This window comes from Rhodococcus sp. WS1 (assembly GCF_003797745.1).
GTDB lineage: Bacteria > Actinomycetota > Actinomycetes > Mycobacteriales > Mycobacteriaceae > Rhodococcus_F > Rhodococcus_F erythropolis.
The window spans coordinates 2,036,717-2,053,608 of record NZ_RKLZ01000001.1; the positions used below are offsets into that span (position 1 = coordinate 2,036,717).

At 60.4% G+C, this 16,892-nt stretch carries 15 protein-coding genes; 8 read left to right on the forward strand and 7 right to left on the reverse strand.

Going from position 1 to position 16,892, the window contains the following annotated elements:
- Position 1: 1 nt before the first annotated feature.
- Together EEB12_RS09425 and EEB12_RS09430 are read left to right on the forward strand one after the other, a co-directional pair.
- Positions 2-1,612: an ABC transporter substrate-binding protein gene (locus EEB12_RS09425; RefSeq protein WP_181447616.1), complete on the forward strand. Its 1,611-nt coding sequence runs from the start codon at positions 2-4 to the stop codon at positions 1,610-1,612.
- A gap of 59 nt (positions 1,613-1,671) precedes the next feature.
- Positions 1,672-2,649 carry an ABC transporter substrate-binding protein gene (locus tag EEB12_RS09430; RefSeq protein WP_141487671.1) on the forward strand — a complete coding sequence of 326 codons (978 nt, stop codon included), beginning with the start codon at positions 1,672-1,674 and terminating at the stop codon, positions 2,647-2,649.
- Positions 2,650-2,679: 30 nt separating this feature from the next.
- On the opposite strand, the gene EEB12_RS09435 is transcribed toward EEB12_RS09430, so the two are convergent.
- On the reverse strand, positions 2,680-4,131 hold the full coding sequence (locus tag EEB12_RS09435; protein WP_141487672.1) for an APC family permease: 1,452 nt from the start codon (positions 4,129-4,131) through the stop codon (positions 2,680-2,682).
- Between the two features lie 156 nt (positions 4,132-4,287).
- On the opposite strand from EEB12_RS09435, the gene EEB12_RS09440 reads away from it, so the two are divergent.
- Positions 4,288-4,908, forward strand: a complete 621-nt coding sequence (locus tag EEB12_RS09440) for a TetR/AcrR family transcriptional regulator (protein ID WP_029254655.1) — start codon at positions 4,288-4,290, stop codon at positions 4,906-4,908.
- 23 nt (positions 4,909-4,931) lie between these two features.
- Here EEB12_RS09440 and EEB12_RS09445 read toward each other — a convergent pair whose 3' ends face one another.
- Together EEB12_RS09445 and EEB12_RS31035 are read right to left on the reverse strand one after the other, a co-directional pair.
- Positions 4,932-6,545 carry an amidohydrolase gene (locus EEB12_RS09445; RefSeq protein ID WP_141487673.1) on the reverse strand — a complete coding sequence of 538 codons (1,614 nt, stop codon included), beginning with the start codon at positions 6,543-6,545 and terminating at the stop codon, positions 4,932-4,934.
- A 122-nt stretch (positions 6,546-6,667) separates the two neighbouring features.
- Complete coding sequence (locus EEB12_RS31035; RefSeq protein ID WP_306305299.1) at positions 6,668-7,231, reverse strand: RGCVC family protein; 564 nt, start codon at positions 7,229-7,231, stop codon at positions 6,668-6,670.
- Between EEB12_RS31035 and EEB12_RS09455 the strand changes: the two genes are divergently transcribed.
- The 3 genes from EEB12_RS09455 (at position 7,128) to EEB12_RS09465 (ending at position 10,128) form a co-directional block, all read left to right on the forward strand.
- The gene (locus EEB12_RS09455) at positions 7,128-7,472 is read left to right on the forward strand and encodes a nitroreductase/quinone reductase family protein (RefSeq protein ID WP_019747516.1); all 345 of its coding nucleotides are present in this window, start codon (positions 7,128-7,130) and stop codon (positions 7,470-7,472) included. The two genes, EEB12_RS31035 and EEB12_RS09455, sit on opposite strands and share 104 nt — an antisense overlap.
- A 234-nt stretch (positions 7,473-7,706) precedes the next feature.
- Positions 7,707-8,438: a response regulator transcription factor gene (locus EEB12_RS09460; protein WP_141487674.1), complete on the forward strand. Its 732-nt coding sequence runs from the start codon at positions 7,707-7,709 to the stop codon at positions 8,436-8,438.
- Positions 8,428-10,128, forward strand: a complete 1,701-nt coding sequence (locus EEB12_RS09465) for a GAF domain-containing protein (protein ID WP_046378073.1) — start codon at positions 8,428-8,430, stop codon at positions 10,126-10,128. Before EEB12_RS09460 ends, EEB12_RS09465 begins: the two co-directional genes overlap by 11 nt.
- Before the next feature lie 3 nt (positions 10,129-10,131).
- Here EEB12_RS09465 and EEB12_RS09470 read toward each other — a convergent pair whose 3' ends face one another.
- Positions 10,132-10,512 carry a VOC family protein gene (locus EEB12_RS09470; protein WP_020906510.1) on the reverse strand — a complete coding sequence of 127 codons (381 nt, stop codon included), beginning with the start codon at positions 10,510-10,512 and terminating at the stop codon, positions 10,132-10,134.
- A 198-nt stretch (positions 10,513-10,710) separates the two neighbouring features.
- On the opposite strand from EEB12_RS09470, the gene ctaD reads away from it, so the two are divergent.
- Both ctaD and EEB12_RS09485 read left to right on the forward strand, forming a co-directional pair.
- A complete protein-coding gene (gene ctaD, locus EEB12_RS09475; protein ID WP_020906509.1) occupies positions 10,711-12,453 on the forward strand; it encodes a cytochrome c oxidase subunit I in 1,743 nt (580 codons plus the stop codon).
- Positions 12,454-12,686: 233 nt separating this feature from the next.
- Positions 12,687-13,538, forward strand: a complete 852-nt coding sequence (locus EEB12_RS09485; protein WP_046378072.1) for a universal stress protein — start codon at positions 12,687-12,689, stop codon at positions 13,536-13,538.
- Positions 13,539-13,555: 17 nt separating this feature from the next.
- On the opposite strand, the gene EEB12_RS09490 is transcribed toward EEB12_RS09485, so the two are convergent.
- The 3 genes from EEB12_RS09490 to EEB12_RS09500 all read right to left on the reverse strand — a co-directional run bounded on the left by EEB12_RS09490 (position 13,556) and on the right by EEB12_RS09500 (position 16,811).
- A complete protein-coding gene (locus EEB12_RS09490; RefSeq protein WP_020906507.1) occupies positions 13,556-14,029 on the reverse strand; it encodes an NUDIX domain-containing protein in 474 nt (157 codons plus the stop codon).
- A gap of 79 nt (positions 14,030-14,108) precedes the next feature.
- Positions 14,109-16,331: a catalase/peroxidase HPI gene (katG, locus tag EEB12_RS09495; protein WP_141487675.1), complete on the reverse strand. Its 2,223-nt coding sequence runs from the start codon at positions 16,329-16,331 to the stop codon at positions 14,109-14,111.
- 36 nt (positions 16,332-16,367) lie between these two features.
- A complete protein-coding gene (locus EEB12_RS09500; protein ID WP_020906505.1) occupies positions 16,368-16,811 on the reverse strand; it encodes a Fur family transcriptional regulator in 444 nt (147 codons plus the stop codon).
- Between the last annotated feature and the right edge of the window lie 81 nt (positions 16,812-16,892).

A 16,892-nucleotide genomic window follows, 5' to 3' on the forward strand; every position in this document is an offset into this window, starting at 1 on the left:
CATGACGACGTCGCGGCTTTCATCCACACCGATCCGAGTCGCCATCCTGGCGTCGACGCTTGCAGTTGCGGCTGGTTGCAGCACTGCAACACCATCTGCCAGCGCGGACTCCGAGCCCGCGTCCGGGGGCGATCTGACCTTTGCCATCAATACGTTTCCACCGTGCATCGACAAGACCCTGAACGGTCAAACCGCTACGGCGTTCCATCCCCTCTACGACAAACTCGTCGACCAGAATCTCGACACCGGGGAGATCGTTCCTTGGTTGGCGACGTCCTGGGAGGTCCAGAACGACGGTCGACGATTCGTCTTCACTCTCCAGGACGGAGTTACCTTCAGCAACGGCGAACGTCTGGATGCACAGGTCGTGGCAGATAACTTCGAGAGCCAGAAAAGACTGGGAGACAGCGGTTTCGCAACCACTGCGAAATCTCATCTCGCGACCTTCATCGGGGCCGAGGTACTCGACCCCTCGACCGTCGCACTCGATTTCTCGGAACCATCGGCAGGATTCCTTCAAGCCGCCCGCTCCGACACGCTCGCCATCATCGCACCGGAATCCTTGAAGAAGACGCCCGAAGAACGCTGCGCCCAGGGCGTTATCGCTTCAGGTCCATTCGTACAGAAAGAACTGGAGACCAACGCGAAGGTCGTACTCGCCCGTCGGGACGGGTACCACTGGGGATCCTCACTCAACAAGAACAAGGGAGAGGCATATCTGGATTCGATCACCTTTTTGGTGGTCCCCGAATCCTCGGTGCGAATCGGCGGTTTGACGTCAGGACAACTGGACGCCGCGATCGACATTCCGAGCACAGACGTCGACCGCGCACAAAGCGCCGGACTCACTGTCATCCCGTCCATTGCTGCCGGCATCAACGACTCGCTCTTGCTCAACCCCACGTTCGCGCCGGTACTTGCGGACCTGAACGTGCGGCGTGCCTTGGTGAAGGGCATCGATACCCAACAGATCATCGATACCACCTACACACCGAGTGACGAGAAAGCACGCAGCATCCTGTCTGTGAAAGCGCCCGGCTACACCGATCTCTCGTCCGAGTACACCTATGATCCGTCGGGTGCGAAGTCACTGCTGGACGCCAGTGGATGGACAGTCGGCGGTGACGGATTCCGAACCAAGGATGGTGAGAAACTGACCGTTGAATTGGCCTACCGCAACCACCTCCCACAATCGCAGTTCGAACTGATCCAATCTCAGCTGCGCGACATCGGAGTCGCGGTGAACTTGCAACCTCGCTCGACTGCCGAGGACAACGCCGCGAGAACCGACGGCACGTGGGAATCGATCTACTTCCAGAGCTTGCGCGCCGACGGTGACGTACTGCTGGTGTTCAGTCCCACTCTCGGCTCGACCAAAGGCATCGCCTCGACTCCCGAGCTGAATGCGTTGCTGGTCAAACAATCTCAGACCGTTGACATCGATGCGAGAAACGAAGTGTTGAAGGAGATTCAGGAGCTGATTGCCGATCAGGCACTGGCGATCCCGTTGCACGCCTCTTCGTTGATCTACGCGACGACTCCCGCGGTTCACGACCTGCGCATCCAAGCCGATCTCTACTCGGTGGACTTCGTGGATGCGTGGAAGAGCTAGTTCACACTTCCTCAACTCGACAACCTGCTTCGACAAACCCTTTTCTCGGAAGGAACCCGATGTTCACCCGTCCTCGCACCGCGACGCTTCTGATCTCTGCCCTGGCCACAGTTGCCCTCCTTGGTACCGCTTGCGGAAGCCCAGATGAAGAATCGACCGAGCAACACTCCGGTGCAACAACATCCGGTATCAACTTGTCGGCCGAGCAGAACCGCATCAGTACCGACAAGGTTGATTCGATCGCAGCGAAGGTCCCTCAGGAGTTCCGCGACCGGGGCACGATCCGAATCACCGGCAACGCTGGAACCGCGCCGCCGTTGCGCTTCTATGCCGACGACGACAAGACGGTCATCGGTTCCGAGACCGACTTCGCGTATTTGATTGCAGAGGTGCTCGGGTTGAAAATCGACCTTCAGGTCGCGGATTGGGCGCAGAATTCAGTGCGGATCGATTCGGGAGATGCAGATGCGTTCATCTCCAACGTGACGGTCACCGAAGAGCGTAAAGAGAAGTACGACTTCGCGACGTACCGCCTCGACACTCTCGCATTCGAAGTCAGAAGGGACAAGAATCTCTCACTCGAGAAGCCGGAAGACATCGCCGGACTGAAGATCGGAGTCGGCGCTGCCACCAATCAGGAGGCATTGCTTGTGAAGTGGAACGAGGACAACGTCGCGGCCGGGCGTGCTCCCGCTGAAATCACCGTGTACCAGAAGACCACTGACTACTACCTGCCGCTGTCTTCCGGTCGAATCGATGCTTACTTCGGCCCCAACCCGTCATCGCAGTTTCACGCTGCACAGACTGGCGAGAGCGAAGTGATCGGCCAGTTCTCCGGGGCCGGTGAGGCCGCGTTGGGCCAGATCGGTGTACTGGTCAAGAAAGACAACGGCTTGGTACAACCGATCAGCGAAGCGATAGATCATCTCATCGAAAACGGCACATACGAGCAAGTTCTCGAGCGATGGAAGATCACCAACGAGGCAGTCGACAAGTCGCTGGTCAATCCCCCTGGCCTCCCGAAGACGAACAAATAGGAGAACACCACTGGTGGAGTAAAAGCCGAGTCAGGCCGAAGGACCGGCGTCGACGTCGGTAGTTCCCAGCCGGGCGAACTGCGCCGGGTCACGTCGTTCGAGTCGGGAGCCGAGTAGCCAGCCGACAGCCAAGCTGACCGGTGTGACGGCAACGAGCACCACGTTCACTGCCGTGCCGGCGGCAGTGATCAGCTCCATCTGATCAACGATCAAATACGTTGCGTAGACCAACATCAGGAGAGCGGATGCGGGCGCGATCAAGACTCTCCACACCGAATGCCCACGGCGATCTTTCCAGAAGAAAGCGATGACAGCCGCGGCCGCCATGACCTGAAGCACGACGATGCCGACAATGCCTGGCGAGTTCACCCACAGCAGGAGTTCGAGGTACGGGTCTGCGCCGATGATCACGAACACGACGATCACCACCATCGCGAGGAAACTCTGGACTGCGCTGGCAACGTAGGGCGACTTGTAGACCGGATGTAGTTTGCCCAACGCTCGGGGCAGCACGCGTTCACGCGAGAGCGCAAAGACGTAGCGGGTGATCGCGTTGTGGAACGCGAGCAGACTGGCGAGAATGCTCGTGATGATCAACAGTTCCATCAAGGTGCTCGCCCAACCGCCGACGTACTGCTCGATCGCGTTGAAGTACATGCCGGCGGGATCGGAAGCAGCAAGCGCGAGAGCCTGATCCGGGCCGTACGCCTGAATGATGATCCACACCATGAATGCGTAGAAGAGTCCGAGGAACGCGACGGCAATGTACGTTGCCCGCGGAACCGTCCGAGCGGGATCTTTAGCTTCCTCCCGATACAGGGCGGTGGCTTCGAATCCGATGAACGCAGCGAAGGCCAGAGTCAACACCCCGCCGAGGCCTGGACTGAAAACATTGGAAGGAGCAAAGGATTCGACATCGATTCCGACGGCTCCGCCTTGAAAGAGGACCGCTCCTGCGAGCAGAACCAGAATCCCTGTCTCCGCGGTCAGCAAAAGGATCAAAAATCGCGCCCCGAGGTGTACCGATCGAGATCCGAGGAACCACACCACTCCAACACCCAACAGCGACCACAATCCCCACGGCAGATCTACCCCGACCAGGTCCGCCATAGTGGTTTGGGCGAAATATCCTAGAGCCCCGAAGATTCCGATCTCGAGAGCGTTGTAGGACACCAACGCGAGTACTGCTGCGTCGAGCCCCCAGCGAGGCCCGAGTCCAACTGAAATGTAGGCGTAGAAGGCGCCTGCATTGTGGATGTACTTGCTCATCGCAGTGAAACCGATTGCGAACACTCCCAACGCGAGCCCCGCCAAGATGTATCCGCCCGGAGCCCCGATGCCTGCAATGTTCAAGGCCAGCGGCGCGACCCCTGCCATCACCAGCAATGGAGCCGCGGCGGCCACGACGAAGAAGACGATCCCGGCAGTGCCCAGGACGCCTCCTTGCAGCTGCACGGTGGGCGAGGTTTCAGATTTCTTCATGAGGCACTTCTCCAGTGAAGGAAGGGGCATGACGAGGAGAAAACAGGAACGGGAATCACCGACCGGATTAATCGAATCAGTTTCGATTATGATAGATCCTTGTGACCGGCGCCACAAGGGCATAATCGAATCAACTTCGATTAGAGAGGTGGGACCGTGGGTAGACCTCGTATCGCACGCCTGGACCGCGAACGGATCGCAAAGGCTGCACTGGAACTAGTCGACCGCGACGGCGACTTCACGATGCCTGACCTGGCGAAACACCTGAATGTTCAAGTCTCGTCGATCTATCACCACGCCAAGGGCCGCGCCGCGGTCGTAGACCTGGTTCGTGATCGCGTCGTACGTGAAATCGACGGGTCGTCGTTTGAGCGCTTGCCATGGGACGAAGCGTTCTCCGAGTGGGCGAGGTCGTATCGAGCCGCGTTCAGTCGCCACCCCACTTCCATCCGCCTCCTCGCCACGGAGACGGTGCGCGACCCCACGTCACTGTCGGTGTACCGCGCTCCCGCTGCGGGTCTGTGCGAGGCGGGATTCCCGGACGACCACATCTTGGCCGTCATCACTGCATCGGAGAATTTTCTGCTCGGAGCGGCACTGGATGCGGCCGCACCGGAGGTCATGATCGAAGCGGACGCGACAACACCCGACGACGCCCTGACTCGGGCACTTGCCGCGGCACCGAGGGGACCGGCCAGGGCCGAGCAAGCCTTCGAACTCGGCTGGACGGCATTGCTTTCAGGTTTTCGACGCCTCTTGCATGAGGTGCACGAGTAGCCGTCGCGAATCCGGCCGGGAGGTCAATGAACGCGCTTACCCGCCAACCAGGTTCGGGACACGACCAGGTCACTGAGCTCCTTGGACGAAGCAAGGTGGCGGGGATCGACGGGCAGCTGGATCATGTCGGCTCGCATGCCCGGAAGGAGGCGACCCCACGAGTTCTCTTCGAACCCTTGATAGGCGATACCGGCCGAATATGTCGCGAGGGCCCAGTCGAGGCCGACGCGTTCACGAGGCAGCCATCCTTCGCTCGGAACTCCTGTAGACGTCTGGCGGTGAATTGCGGTGGCAATTCCCTTGATCGGTTCGTGGGCCGTGATGGGCCAATCGCTGCCGAATGCCACTCGCGCGCCTCGCTCGGCGAGACTTCCGATGCGATATTGCAGCTCACCGCGGTCGACGCCGATACGCGGAATGGTCAGTTCCGTCATCAGAGGATCGAGCTGAGCCCAGAGCGGCTGGAAATTGGCAATCACGCCCAATGATTCGAACCGGTCAAGGTCGTCGCCGTCAACCAATTGCAGATGCGCGATCGTGGCGCGCCGATCACGCGGGCCATTACATCGATCGACGTATTCGATCGCGTCGAGCGCCATGCGTACACCTGCATCACCGATGGCATGGATATGGATCTGAAAGCCCAACCGGTCCACTTCAGCTGCAACCCGACCGAGTTCATCCGTCGTCCAGTTACTGATTCCGTGCGAATGCGGGCAGTCCGAGTACGGCGCAAGGAGCGCTGCCGTGCCGGCCTCGATGACACCGTCGGCGAAGAATTTCACCGTTTCGGCTCTGACTGTGTCGCCGCCCCGTTCTGCAACTTTCTGCCGAGCCTCGACAAACGCCGGTAGGTCGGCTTTCCAGCTCTCGGGTGTTGCTCGGAAGGCCAGATTCACTCGCGTCGACAGGCGCCCGCTTTCAGCGGTGGCCAGCCAGATCTCGACATCGTCCAACTCGGTCCATGCATCCTGAACCCAAGTGATACCCGCTGCCGCAAGCATTTTCGATGCCGCAGCAAGCGAATCGACTCCGTCGTGAAGTGTTACTTCGGGAAGAAGAGCCAGTACCGGGTTGATCGCTCCCCATTCACGCAGCGTCCCCAGCAACTCGCCGTCAGCTGTTCGCACAATTTCCCCGCCGACCGGATCCGGGGTATCGCGCGTCAGACCGGCGCTCCGAAGCGCGGCGCTGTTGACCCACGCGGTGTGATAGTCCATCGTGCGCAAGACGACGGGCCTGTCCTGCACTACATCGTCGAGCCAGTGGGCGTCGAACAGTCCGCCCGGCGCCAGAGTGGGAGAGACGCCCTCTCCGAAGATGCACTCGGCGTCCGGATTCGCGTCCGCCCAGCGACGCACTTCCCGCACTACCTCGTCGATGCTGTCGCAATCACGAATCTTGGCGCCGCGCATTTCCAGGCCAGCCATCAACGGGTGAACATGGCCGTCGCCGAACGACGGTAGAAGCACTCCCCCTGCCAAGTCGACAACTTCCGTACGGGCCGACTCCAACGCCCTGGCCGCATCCCTCAAAGCAACAACTCTGCCGCCTGCAACGGCCAATGCGTCACTGACACCGCGGGCCGAATCCCCCGTACGAATCGTGCCTCCGACGAACAGAAGTTCGGCCTCCACTTCCAGCACCTCCGCAATTAATCGAATTTGATTCGATTAATCTAGACCGCGTTTGTACCGCCGTCAATAGCGGTTCAGGCGTTGCGAATTGAAGGATCTCGGGCGCTGTTCAGCCCGAAAGCTCAGTATCGCGAATAGTGCTGCATCTCCTCACGATCGGCAGCGCAGATGCACTTTCGATCGAGACCGCGGTCGGCTGTCACTGCGCAGAACCGAACGCCGAGCGGATCGTGGGATTCCATACTGTGCTGACACGCAGGGCAGATGGACGGCGTTTTCTGATCCGCGTCTGTCGACTCGGCTTGCCCTGGTGCATTCGACACATCGGACGGGTTCGACGCCATACAGGCGCTCCAGTTCTCGGCCGTTCGACCACAGACCGGGTTGGCGTCGAGGACGACATGGCTTGACCGCGCATATACGAATGACCCTCGACGTACCCCCACGCTACTCGCTTCGGCGCACCGGTTTGTACCAATTTCTGCCACGCGACAATCACCGTCGAGCAGGATAGAACTACAGCACGCACCATTTCCGTGCAGCGTTCGAATCCGTGCAGCATCCGAAGCGAAAGGGCTTCTTGTGAACACTTTCCAACGTGTATCCGCCGCCGTCAACGTAGTGGTCCAACCACTGATCGGCGCTCCGATCGTGGGCAAATTACTCGGCCGTTCAATGACCGTCATCACCTACGTCGGCCGCAAATCGGGACGTACCTTCAGCGCGCCCGTGTCCTACAAAAGAAAAGGCGACCATGTGACGATCGGAGTTGCCATGCCGGACAAGAAAAGCTGGTGGCGCAATTTCTATCCGGAACAAGGCCCCATCGTTCTCCAACTGGACGGTATCGATCGTCCTGGCGAAGCCCTCGCACATCGAAAAGGCAAGGGAGTTTACGTTTCGGTCGAACTCGCGCCTACAGACTGAAACGATCGAAACGGCACCGGCGCAATCACATTCACTCCTCGCTGATCGCCGAGCCGTACCTCGGTGATCCATATCTCGTCGCGATCGGGACCTTTGACTCTGTGCAATCGACACTCGGTCTCGCACCGTTCGACGCGGGTTTTTTGTCGACCGTTTGACGAACAACCCGTCCTTGCCAGTACATTACCGTCCGGTAACATCGATGGCAGGCGCGAGCTGGAAGAGGTGACCACCGTGACGATCGGCATCTATCTGGTCGACGACCACGAGATCGTCCGTCGTGGATTGGCAGACCTGTTGAATCAGGTATCGGGATTCAACGTTGTGGGCGAGGCGTCGTGTGTTCGCGAAGCTTCGGACGGAATACCCGAATGCCGACCCGACGTGGTCGTCATGGACGTCAGACTTCCCGACGGCAACGGTGTGGAACTGTGCCGGGAACTGGCGTCGACCTGTCCGGAAGCGGCCACGTTGATGCTCACGTCGTACTCCGACGACGACGCCCTACTCGACGCCCTGATCGCCGGCGCACGCGGATTCGTCCTCAAGAACATCCGCGGCCACGACCTGGTATCCGCGATCCATACGGTCGCCACCGGCAAATCGCTGTTGAACACTCAGGCGGTGGTCGGTTTGGTCCGGCGCATCCGATCCGAGCAGGAGTCGGGCACTGCGGCAGCACTGTTGACCGATCAGGAACTGTTGATCTTCGAGTTGATCGGCAAGGGGCTGAGCAATCGAGAGATCAGCACGCACGCGGAACTCTCGGAGAAAACAGTCAAGAACTACGTCTCACGCATCCTCGAAAAATTAGGTCTCGAACGTCGAACGCAGGCTGCAGTACTGGCGACAAAGCTTCGTGCGGGCACTGCTTACCCGGATCCGTCAGGACAGGCGACCACACACCTACTGACGCCGTCCGGTTCACCATTCTCCGCCACTACAGGCACACACCATGCCAGGTAGCCGCGACGCGCTCATGCTCAGCCTTTTCGGCGACATCGCCGGAAGCGCAGAGCTGACTGCCCTAAACCCGACTGCAATTCCCAAGCTGCTCAGTGCCGTATTGACTGTCGGGTCCACCCTCCAACTCGACGAAACGCTGCAACAGATAGTCGACGTCGCAAGACATGTGCTCGAAGCGGACTACGGTGCGCTCGGCGTGAAGTCTCCCGACGGCCGCTTGTCCCGCTTCATCCATTCCGGTTTGAATCAGGGGCAGGTTGCCAAGATCGGGCATCTTCCCGAAGGTCACGGACTGCTGGGCCTGGTCGTTCAAGAACCTTGTCCGGTTCGAACCGACCGAATCGCCTCACACCCGTCCTCGGCGGGGTTTCCAACCAATCACCCACCGATGGACACGTTTCTCGGTGTTCCGATCTTCGTCAGGGGCGAGGTGTTCGGCAGCATCTACCTCGCGGACAGCTCGGAACGGACTGCATTCGACGACCGTGACGAGGCCGTACTCCAGATTCTGGCAAACGCTGCGAGCATCGCCATCGACAATGCGCGTCTGTTCGAGGAATCCCAAACGCGGGAAGCGTGGCTCAAGGCCGTCGCCGCCGTAAACGCACGCCTGCTCAGTGGAGGATCTCGCGACGAGACACTGGCCGAACTGGTTCGCACGACGCGCCGTCTCACCGACGGCAATCTGGTGTGCATAGTTCGCTACGACCTCGGCGAAGGGCCGGGTGTTCACGTCGCAGAATCCCGGACTCGCGGGATGACCGTCTCGGACGGCACAGTTCTCGATCTTTCCGGAACCGTGATCGACGAAGCTGCCCGCAGCCGGCGAACGATTTCCGCCCCCAGCGCCAGTGCTGTTCCGGCACTGCATGTTTCCAGCGAGGAATCCGTCGTCGCACTCCCATTGTCGGGAACCTCGTTCGGCGGCGGCGTCCTCTTCGCGTCACGCCGCAGCGATCGTCCGTGGGGCGTCGACGAGATCGAGCAGCTGACGGCAATGGCCGACATCGCCGCTGTCACTGTCGAATTCGCCGAACAGCAACGAAAAGAGCGACTGGTCGACGTCCTCGAAGATCGAGACCGAATCGCGCGTGATCTTCACGACCACGTCATTCAGCAGTTGTTCGCCACCGGATTGAGTTTGCAGGGGGCATTGCAACGTCCCGGCGACGAGGAAACCATTCGCACGGTGTTGGACAACTCCGTTGATCAACTCGATCGAACGGTCCGCGAAATCCGCACCGCAGTCTTCGACCTCCACACGAGTGAGATGTCGACTCCCACAAGCCTGCGACGCCGATTACTCGACGCCGTCAACGGTCTGTCCGGTCACTCGTCGATCACTCCCAGCGTCACTTTCGAGGGGACCATCGACAGTTCCGTCCCGGCTCGACTCGCCCCGCACGCCGAAGCCGTTGTGCGAGAAGGGTTGAGCAATGCTCTGCGGCACGCCCATGCCAACGCCATCGACGTCACCATCCGGGCAACGGAAGATCTTGTCATCAGCATCGTCGACGACGGTGTGGGAATCGACCAGGCAACCAGAATCCACGGTCTCGACAACCTGGCGACCCGCGCTCGTCAGTGCGGCGGCTCGAGCAACATCACCAGCGAGAACGGCGTCACCGAATTGGTGTGGCGAGTTCCGCTGAGCCCCAGGCGAAGTCCGTTGTCAATCCAGCACGGTTGAGCGTCAGAGCGGATCCAGTTGGGCCTTGAGCAGGCAGAACTCGTTACCTTCTGGATCGGCCAGGACATGCCATTGTTCCTGCCCCGTCTGGCCGATGTCGGCCGGCCGCGCACCAAGACCCAATAGGCGTTCCAGTTCGGCTTCCTGATCGCGGTCGGTGGCGTTGACGTCGATATGCAGGCGGGGCTTACCCTTCTCCGGTTCGTCTCTGCGACTGAGGATGATCGTCGGCTGCGGACCGCCGAACCCTTCGCGCGGGCCGATCTCCAGAGAACCGTCGTGCATTCGATCGAGCACGACGAAGTCCAGGACCTCGCACCAGAACCGCCCCAGAACCTCAGGATCCCGGCAACCGAGCACCAATTCACTGATACGACATGCCATGACAACTCGCTTTCCATCCGCAAGGACAATTGTCTTTCGACCGTACCGGACCACGTGATCTACGCCATGCCGCCCTGTCCGATCCTCGGGACCTTTTCCCCTCGTCCGAGGTCGTGGCCGCCGCGATCATTGCGTTTATGTTCCACAGTCCCAAGAATTCTCGGTATTTCGTCACGTCGATGCGCACAGGCGGCCGTCGTGGTTGATCTCGCGCCCCGGCCGGTCGACGAGGTCGATATCCACGTCGGCGCAACTCCCCGGACCGCTCCGAAGGGTTCGAAACTGGTCGAGATCCTGAGGACCACCGATCACAAGATGATCGGGCTGATGTACATCGTGACATCGTTTGCCTTCTTCCTGATCGGCGGACTGATGGCGCTGCTCATGCGCATGGAATTGACTGTCCCGGGAATGCAATTCCTGTCAAACGAGCAGTACAACCAGTTGTTCACCATGCACGGCACGATCATGCTCTTGCTGTACGCGACCCCGGTCTTCTTCGGATTCGCCAACTACCTCATGCCGCTGCAGATCGGCTCGCCGGACGTGTGTTTCCCGCGGCTCAATGCGTTCAGCTACTGGTTGTATCTCTTCGGCGGCCTGATCGCCTCCGCCGGGTTCGTAACACCCGGTGGTGCAGCAGATTTCGGCTGGACCGCTTACGTGCCACTCACCAGCGAACTCCACTCCCCCGGTATGGGTGCCGACCTGTGGATCATCGGGCTTACTCTCGGCGGCGTCGGCACCATCCTCGGCGCAGTCAACATCGTTTCGACGATCGTCTGCCTACGGGCCCCCGGGATGACGATGTTCCGCATGCCGATCTTCACGTGGAATGCGCTGGTCGCCAGCATGCTGATCCTCCTCGTTTTTCCGCTGCTCGCTGCTGCCTTGATCGGGCTGTGGGTGGACCGGCACCTGGGAGCGCATTTGTTCGACCCCGCGACAGGTGGAGTCATGTTGTGGCAGCACCTGTTCTGGTTCTTCGGCCATCCCGAGGTCTACATTCTGGCGCTTCCGTTCTTTGGCATAGTCTCCGAGATCTTCCCTGTCTTCAGCCGCAAGCCGATCTTCGGATACACCGGATTGGTCTACGCAACACTGGGAATTGCAGCTCTGTCGATCGCTGTGTGGGCGCACCACATGTACGCAACCGGCGCCGTTCTCCTCCCCTACTTCTCGTTCATGACCTTCTTGATCGCAGTTCCCACCGGAGTCAAGTTCTTCAACTGGATCGGCACGATGTGGAAGGGGCAGTTGACTTTCGAATCGCCGATGCTGTTCTCCGTCGGCTTCCTGGTCACATTCCTGTTCGGCGGACTCTCCGGCGTAATTCTCGCAAGCCCGCCCCTGGACTTTCATGTCACCGACTCGTACTTTGTTGTCGCGCATTTCCACTACGTCCTCTTCGGAACAATCGCGTTCGCGACATACGCCGGAATTTATTTCTGGTTCCCGAAAATGACCGGCCGGATGTTGGACGAGAAGCTCGCCAAGATCCATTTCTGGTTGACTCTGATCGGCTTTCACGCGACATTTCTCGTCCAGCATTGGCTCGGCGCTCAGGGTATGCCTCGGCGGTACGCGGATTACCTGCCGTCGGACAATTTCACTCTTCTCAACACGATCTCGACCGTCGGCGCGTTTGTGCTCGGAGCCTCGACGATTCCGTTCATCTGGAACGTTTTCAAGAGCTATCGGTACGGACGGATCGTGACGGTCGACGATCCCTGGGGATTCGGAAACTCACTCGAATGGGCGACGTCCTGCCCTCCACCACGACACAACTTCACCGAACTCCCCCGAATCCGCAGTGAACGGCCGGCATTCGAACTGCACTACCCCCACATGGTCGAGAGGATGCGCGACGAGGCGCACGTCGGACTGCTTGGCCACAAGCCGGTTTCCACGGTAAGCACAGAGGTGAAACGACATGAATGACGGCACGAAGTATCGAGCTTGGGCAGAAAGTCAGCAAGTTGAACGCCGAGCGAAACCCGGCCATCTCCTGATGCCGTTGCTCGTCCTCATGTTCGCAGTCACGACGCTCGTGTGGTTGCCTCTGACAACTGCCGCTTGCTCGATGGTGGTTGCAGGATTGCTGTTCGGCACTGTCCTGCAAGCCAGTTCGCATTCAACAGAACCTTCGACAGACATAACGCGAGGAGCTCGGAATGACCTCCCAACTTTCGACTGACGTCTTCACCTCGGAGTGGTCCGCAGACGGAGCGGTCGTCGTGTGCATCGATGGATCCCCGCTGCGCACCGACGTGATCACGTGGGCGGCCGAGTTCGCGCATCGCCACAGTCTCTGGATGCGAATAGTTTTCGTAGCTCCGAACTCCGCAGATCCGAACACCGGCGATCCGAATACCTCGGCATCACCGACCGGCCTGTTCATGGAAGCCATTCAGATCGCAGAGTCGGTGTCGCCAGATCTTCGGATCCGGACCGATCTGATCTCCGGGGAGAACACCGCAATTCTCACCGCGTTGACGTCCGAGGCTGCCTTGATCGTCAACCCGCTGATCGTCACACCACAGGACGATCTCACTGCACCCGCCCCGGCATGTTCATTCGCAACAGTCGGAACTTCGTGTGAAAGCCAGGCTACGGCTGATCTTCCCGTTGTCGTCGGTTTGGACGGAAGCGCCTACAGCGAAAGCGCTTTGGCCATTGCATTCAAGGAAGCCGAGGCGGCGAGCACCGAACTGGTCGTCGTGCACGCTGCCCCGCCGGAGGCCGAGCTGAGTCGAAACTTCGCAGCCGGGCACGCGCCCCAGCATTCGACGCCGCTGACGTGGCAACTGTCAGGTTGGGCCACGCTCTACCCAGGCGTCACCATCCGACAGATCGAGTACGACGGCCCTTCGGTTGCCATTCTGGAACAACTCTCCACCGAGGCACGGCTTCTCGTCGTGGGCCGGCGCGGCCGAGGTTCGTTCGACGACACCGCTCTCGGCACCACGAGCAGTGCAATGATTCGAAAAGCTCACTGCCCGGTCATCGTTGCGAGCGAAGCCTGAATTGGATCCTCGCTCGGTCAGAACCCGTAACTGTGGATGGGTGCGAGCTGACCGGCGTGGTGGGCTTCGATCACGAAACGCTCGTGGTCGACCAACTTCTCCGGGAGTTCGTCAACCGGCCACCACCGCAGATCTGCAGATTTCAACGGCTCCATCCGGCGTGGTTCACCCGACCACGTGCGGCATTCGTAGAAGAAGTCCACTCGATGATCCACCGGGTCGACCCCTTCCGCATGTCGGCGATGCAACACGGTGAGTGGCTTCAGTTCCGAGGAAAGCAGCTCCACGCCAAGTTCTTCCGCGGCCTCCCTGACAGCCGCATCGAGTGCCGACTCCCCCAGTTCGACGTGTCCCGCAGCAGCGTGAGCCCAGTATCCGTCCATGAAACCGGTGCCCTCACGCAACTGCAACAGCACCTCCGGCCGTTGCGCCGGGTTGCTTCGACGAAACATCACGTACACCGCTGGTACCAGCGCAAATTGATCGGCCACATGACCACGCTATCGTGCGGGAAACGGCGGCGCCCCGCGAGAACAAAGCTCGCGGGGCGCCGTCGGCTAATCTGCTGAATCAGTTGACGTCGAACCTGTCGAGGTCCATCACCTTGGTCCAGGCGGCAGCGAAGTCCTCGGCGAACTTCTGCTTCGCGTCTTCGCTGGCGTACACCTCGGAGAGTGCGCGCAGTTGCGAATTCGATCCGAAAGCAAGGTCGACCGCAGTTGCCGTGTACTTCGGATCTCCAGTCGCCCGATCAACCCCGTCGTAGACGTTCTCTTCCGTCTTCGACGGCTTCCACTCGGTACCCATGTCGAGAAGGTTGACGAAGAAATCGTTGGTCAACGTCTCGGGACGGTCGGTGAACACCCCGTGGCCGGTCTTGCCGAAGTTCGCGTTCAGCGCGCGAAGTCCGCCGACCAGAACTGTCACCTCGGGCGGGGTCAGCGACAGCATGTACGCGCGGTCGACCAACAGAATCTCTGCCGGAATCTTCTCCCCTCCCTTGAGGTAGTTCCGGAATCCGTCGGCCCGGGGTTCGAGTACCTCGAACGAATCGACGTCTGTCTGCTCCTGAGTCGCATCCGTACGTCCCGGCGTGAACGAGACCGTGATGTCTTGTCCGGCGTTCTTCGCGGCCTGCTCGACTGCCGCTGTACCACCCAGAACGATCAGGTCGGCAAGTGAAACCTTGGCTCCACCAGCCTGGTTGAATTCCTGCTGAACTCGCTCGAGGGTCTGAAGCACCGCGGAGAGGGCTGCGGGCTCGTTGACTTCCCAGTTCTTCTGCGGCTCCAGGCGAATTCGAGCACCGTTGGCGCCGCCGCGCATGTCAGTGCTGCGGAAGCTCGCGGCCGACGCCCACGCGGTCGACACCAACTGTGAGACGGACAGCCCGGAATCGAGAAGTCGACTCTTGAGGATCGCGATGTCCGCGTCCCCGATCAGGTGATCATCGGCCGAGGGAACCGGGTCCTGCCACAACTGCGGTTCGGGAACCCACGGTCCCAGGTAGCGCGTGACCGGTCCCATGTCGCGATGCAGGAGCTTGTACCAAGCCTTGGCGAACTCTTCAGCGAATTCTTCAGGATGATCGAGCCAACGCCGTGTGATTTTCTCGTACGTCGGATCCAGGCGTAGGGAGAGGTCGGTGGTCAGCATCGTCGGAGTACGTCCGGCCGACGAATCGAACGGATCCGGGATCGTGCCGGCCCCCGCGCCATCCTTCGGGATCCACTGCCACGCACCCGCCGGGCTCTTGGTCAGCTCCCAGTCGTATCCGTACAGAATCTCCAGGAAAGTGTTGTCCCACTTCGTCGGAGTGGGAGTCCACACGACCTCGAGACCACTGGTGATCGCGTCCTTACCCACGCCCGTACCGAAGGCGCTCTTCCAGCCCAGTCCCTGTTGCTCGACGGGTGCGCCTTCCGGTTCGGGTCCGACGAGGTCGGCCGGACCGGCACCGTGTGTCTTGCCGAAGGTGTGGCCGCCGGCGATCAGCGCGGCCGTTTCCACGTCGTTCATCGCCATGCGAGCGAAGGTTTCTCGGATGTCGCGGGCGGCCGCTACCGGGTCCGGTTGTCCGTTGGGTCCTTCGGGATTGACGTAGATCAGGCCCATCTGAACTGCGCCGAGCGGTCCGGACAGCTCACGGTCTCCGCTGTAGCGCTCGTCGCCGAGCCAGGTGTCCTCAGGACCCCAGTAGATCTCCTCGGGCTCCCAGATGTCTTCTCGGCCGAAGCCGAAGCCGAAGGTCGTGAACCCCATCGACTCCAGAGCGCAGTTGCCTGCGAACACCAGCAGGTCGGCCCAGGAAACCTGCTTTCCATACTTCTGCTTGACCGGCCAGAGCAGGCGACGTGCCTTGTCGAGGCTGGCGTTGTCCGGCCAACTGTTGAGCGGGGCGAAACGCTGAGCGCCCTGACCGCCACCGCCACGGCCGTCTGCGATGCGATAGGTGCCGGCAGCATGCCAGCTCATACGCACGAAGAGTCCGCCGTAGTGTCCGTAGTCGGCCGGCCACCAATCCTGCGACGCCGTCATCAGCGCGATGACGTCGCGCTTGAGCGCCTCGACATCGAGTTTGGCGAATTCCTGGGCGTAGTCGAAGTCGGCACCCATGGGATTCGACTTCGACGAATGTGAATGCAAGACAGAGAGATCCGGCTGATTCGGCCACCAGTCCCGGTTGGTTCTCGGACGATTCCCGGACGGTGTCGGAGACGGGATCGCGGGGTTTTCACTTTCGCTGGTGCTCGCGGTGTTTCCATCGTGAGCAACCGGGCAACTATCGGACACGGTAATCCCTCCATGAGCGAGTAGAACGGACTTCGATCACGGGTGTGATCGCAAACTCTGAGTTGTCGAACAGTCGGCACACAGGCCCCAGTAGATGACCTCAGCTTCATCGAGGACGAAGCCGTTGTGCGCCGACGGCGTCAAGCACGGTGCCTCTCCGACTGCACAGTCGACATCTGCAACGACCCCGCAGGACCGGCAGACGACGTGATGGTGGTTGTCACCGACGCGAGACTCGTACAGCGCCACCGATCCGGACGGTTGGATCCGCCTGATCAGCCCGGCGTCGGTGAGAGCGTGCAACACGTCGTAGACCGCCTGCCGCGACACCCCTGGCAGAACAGCCCGCACAGCATCGAAGACAGTCTCGGTGGCTGCGTGTGGGCGTGCATGCACAACCTCGAGCACCGTGACTCTGGGACGAGTCACGCGAAGCTCAGCGTTACGCAGTTGGGCTGCATAATCCGGCGTCGAAGGCACCTTTCCACTATTGCGCAATCTTCTGGACTGAACCCAGACTTTCGCGAAAATCCTCGCCTACGCGGATTTGCCGACCGATTC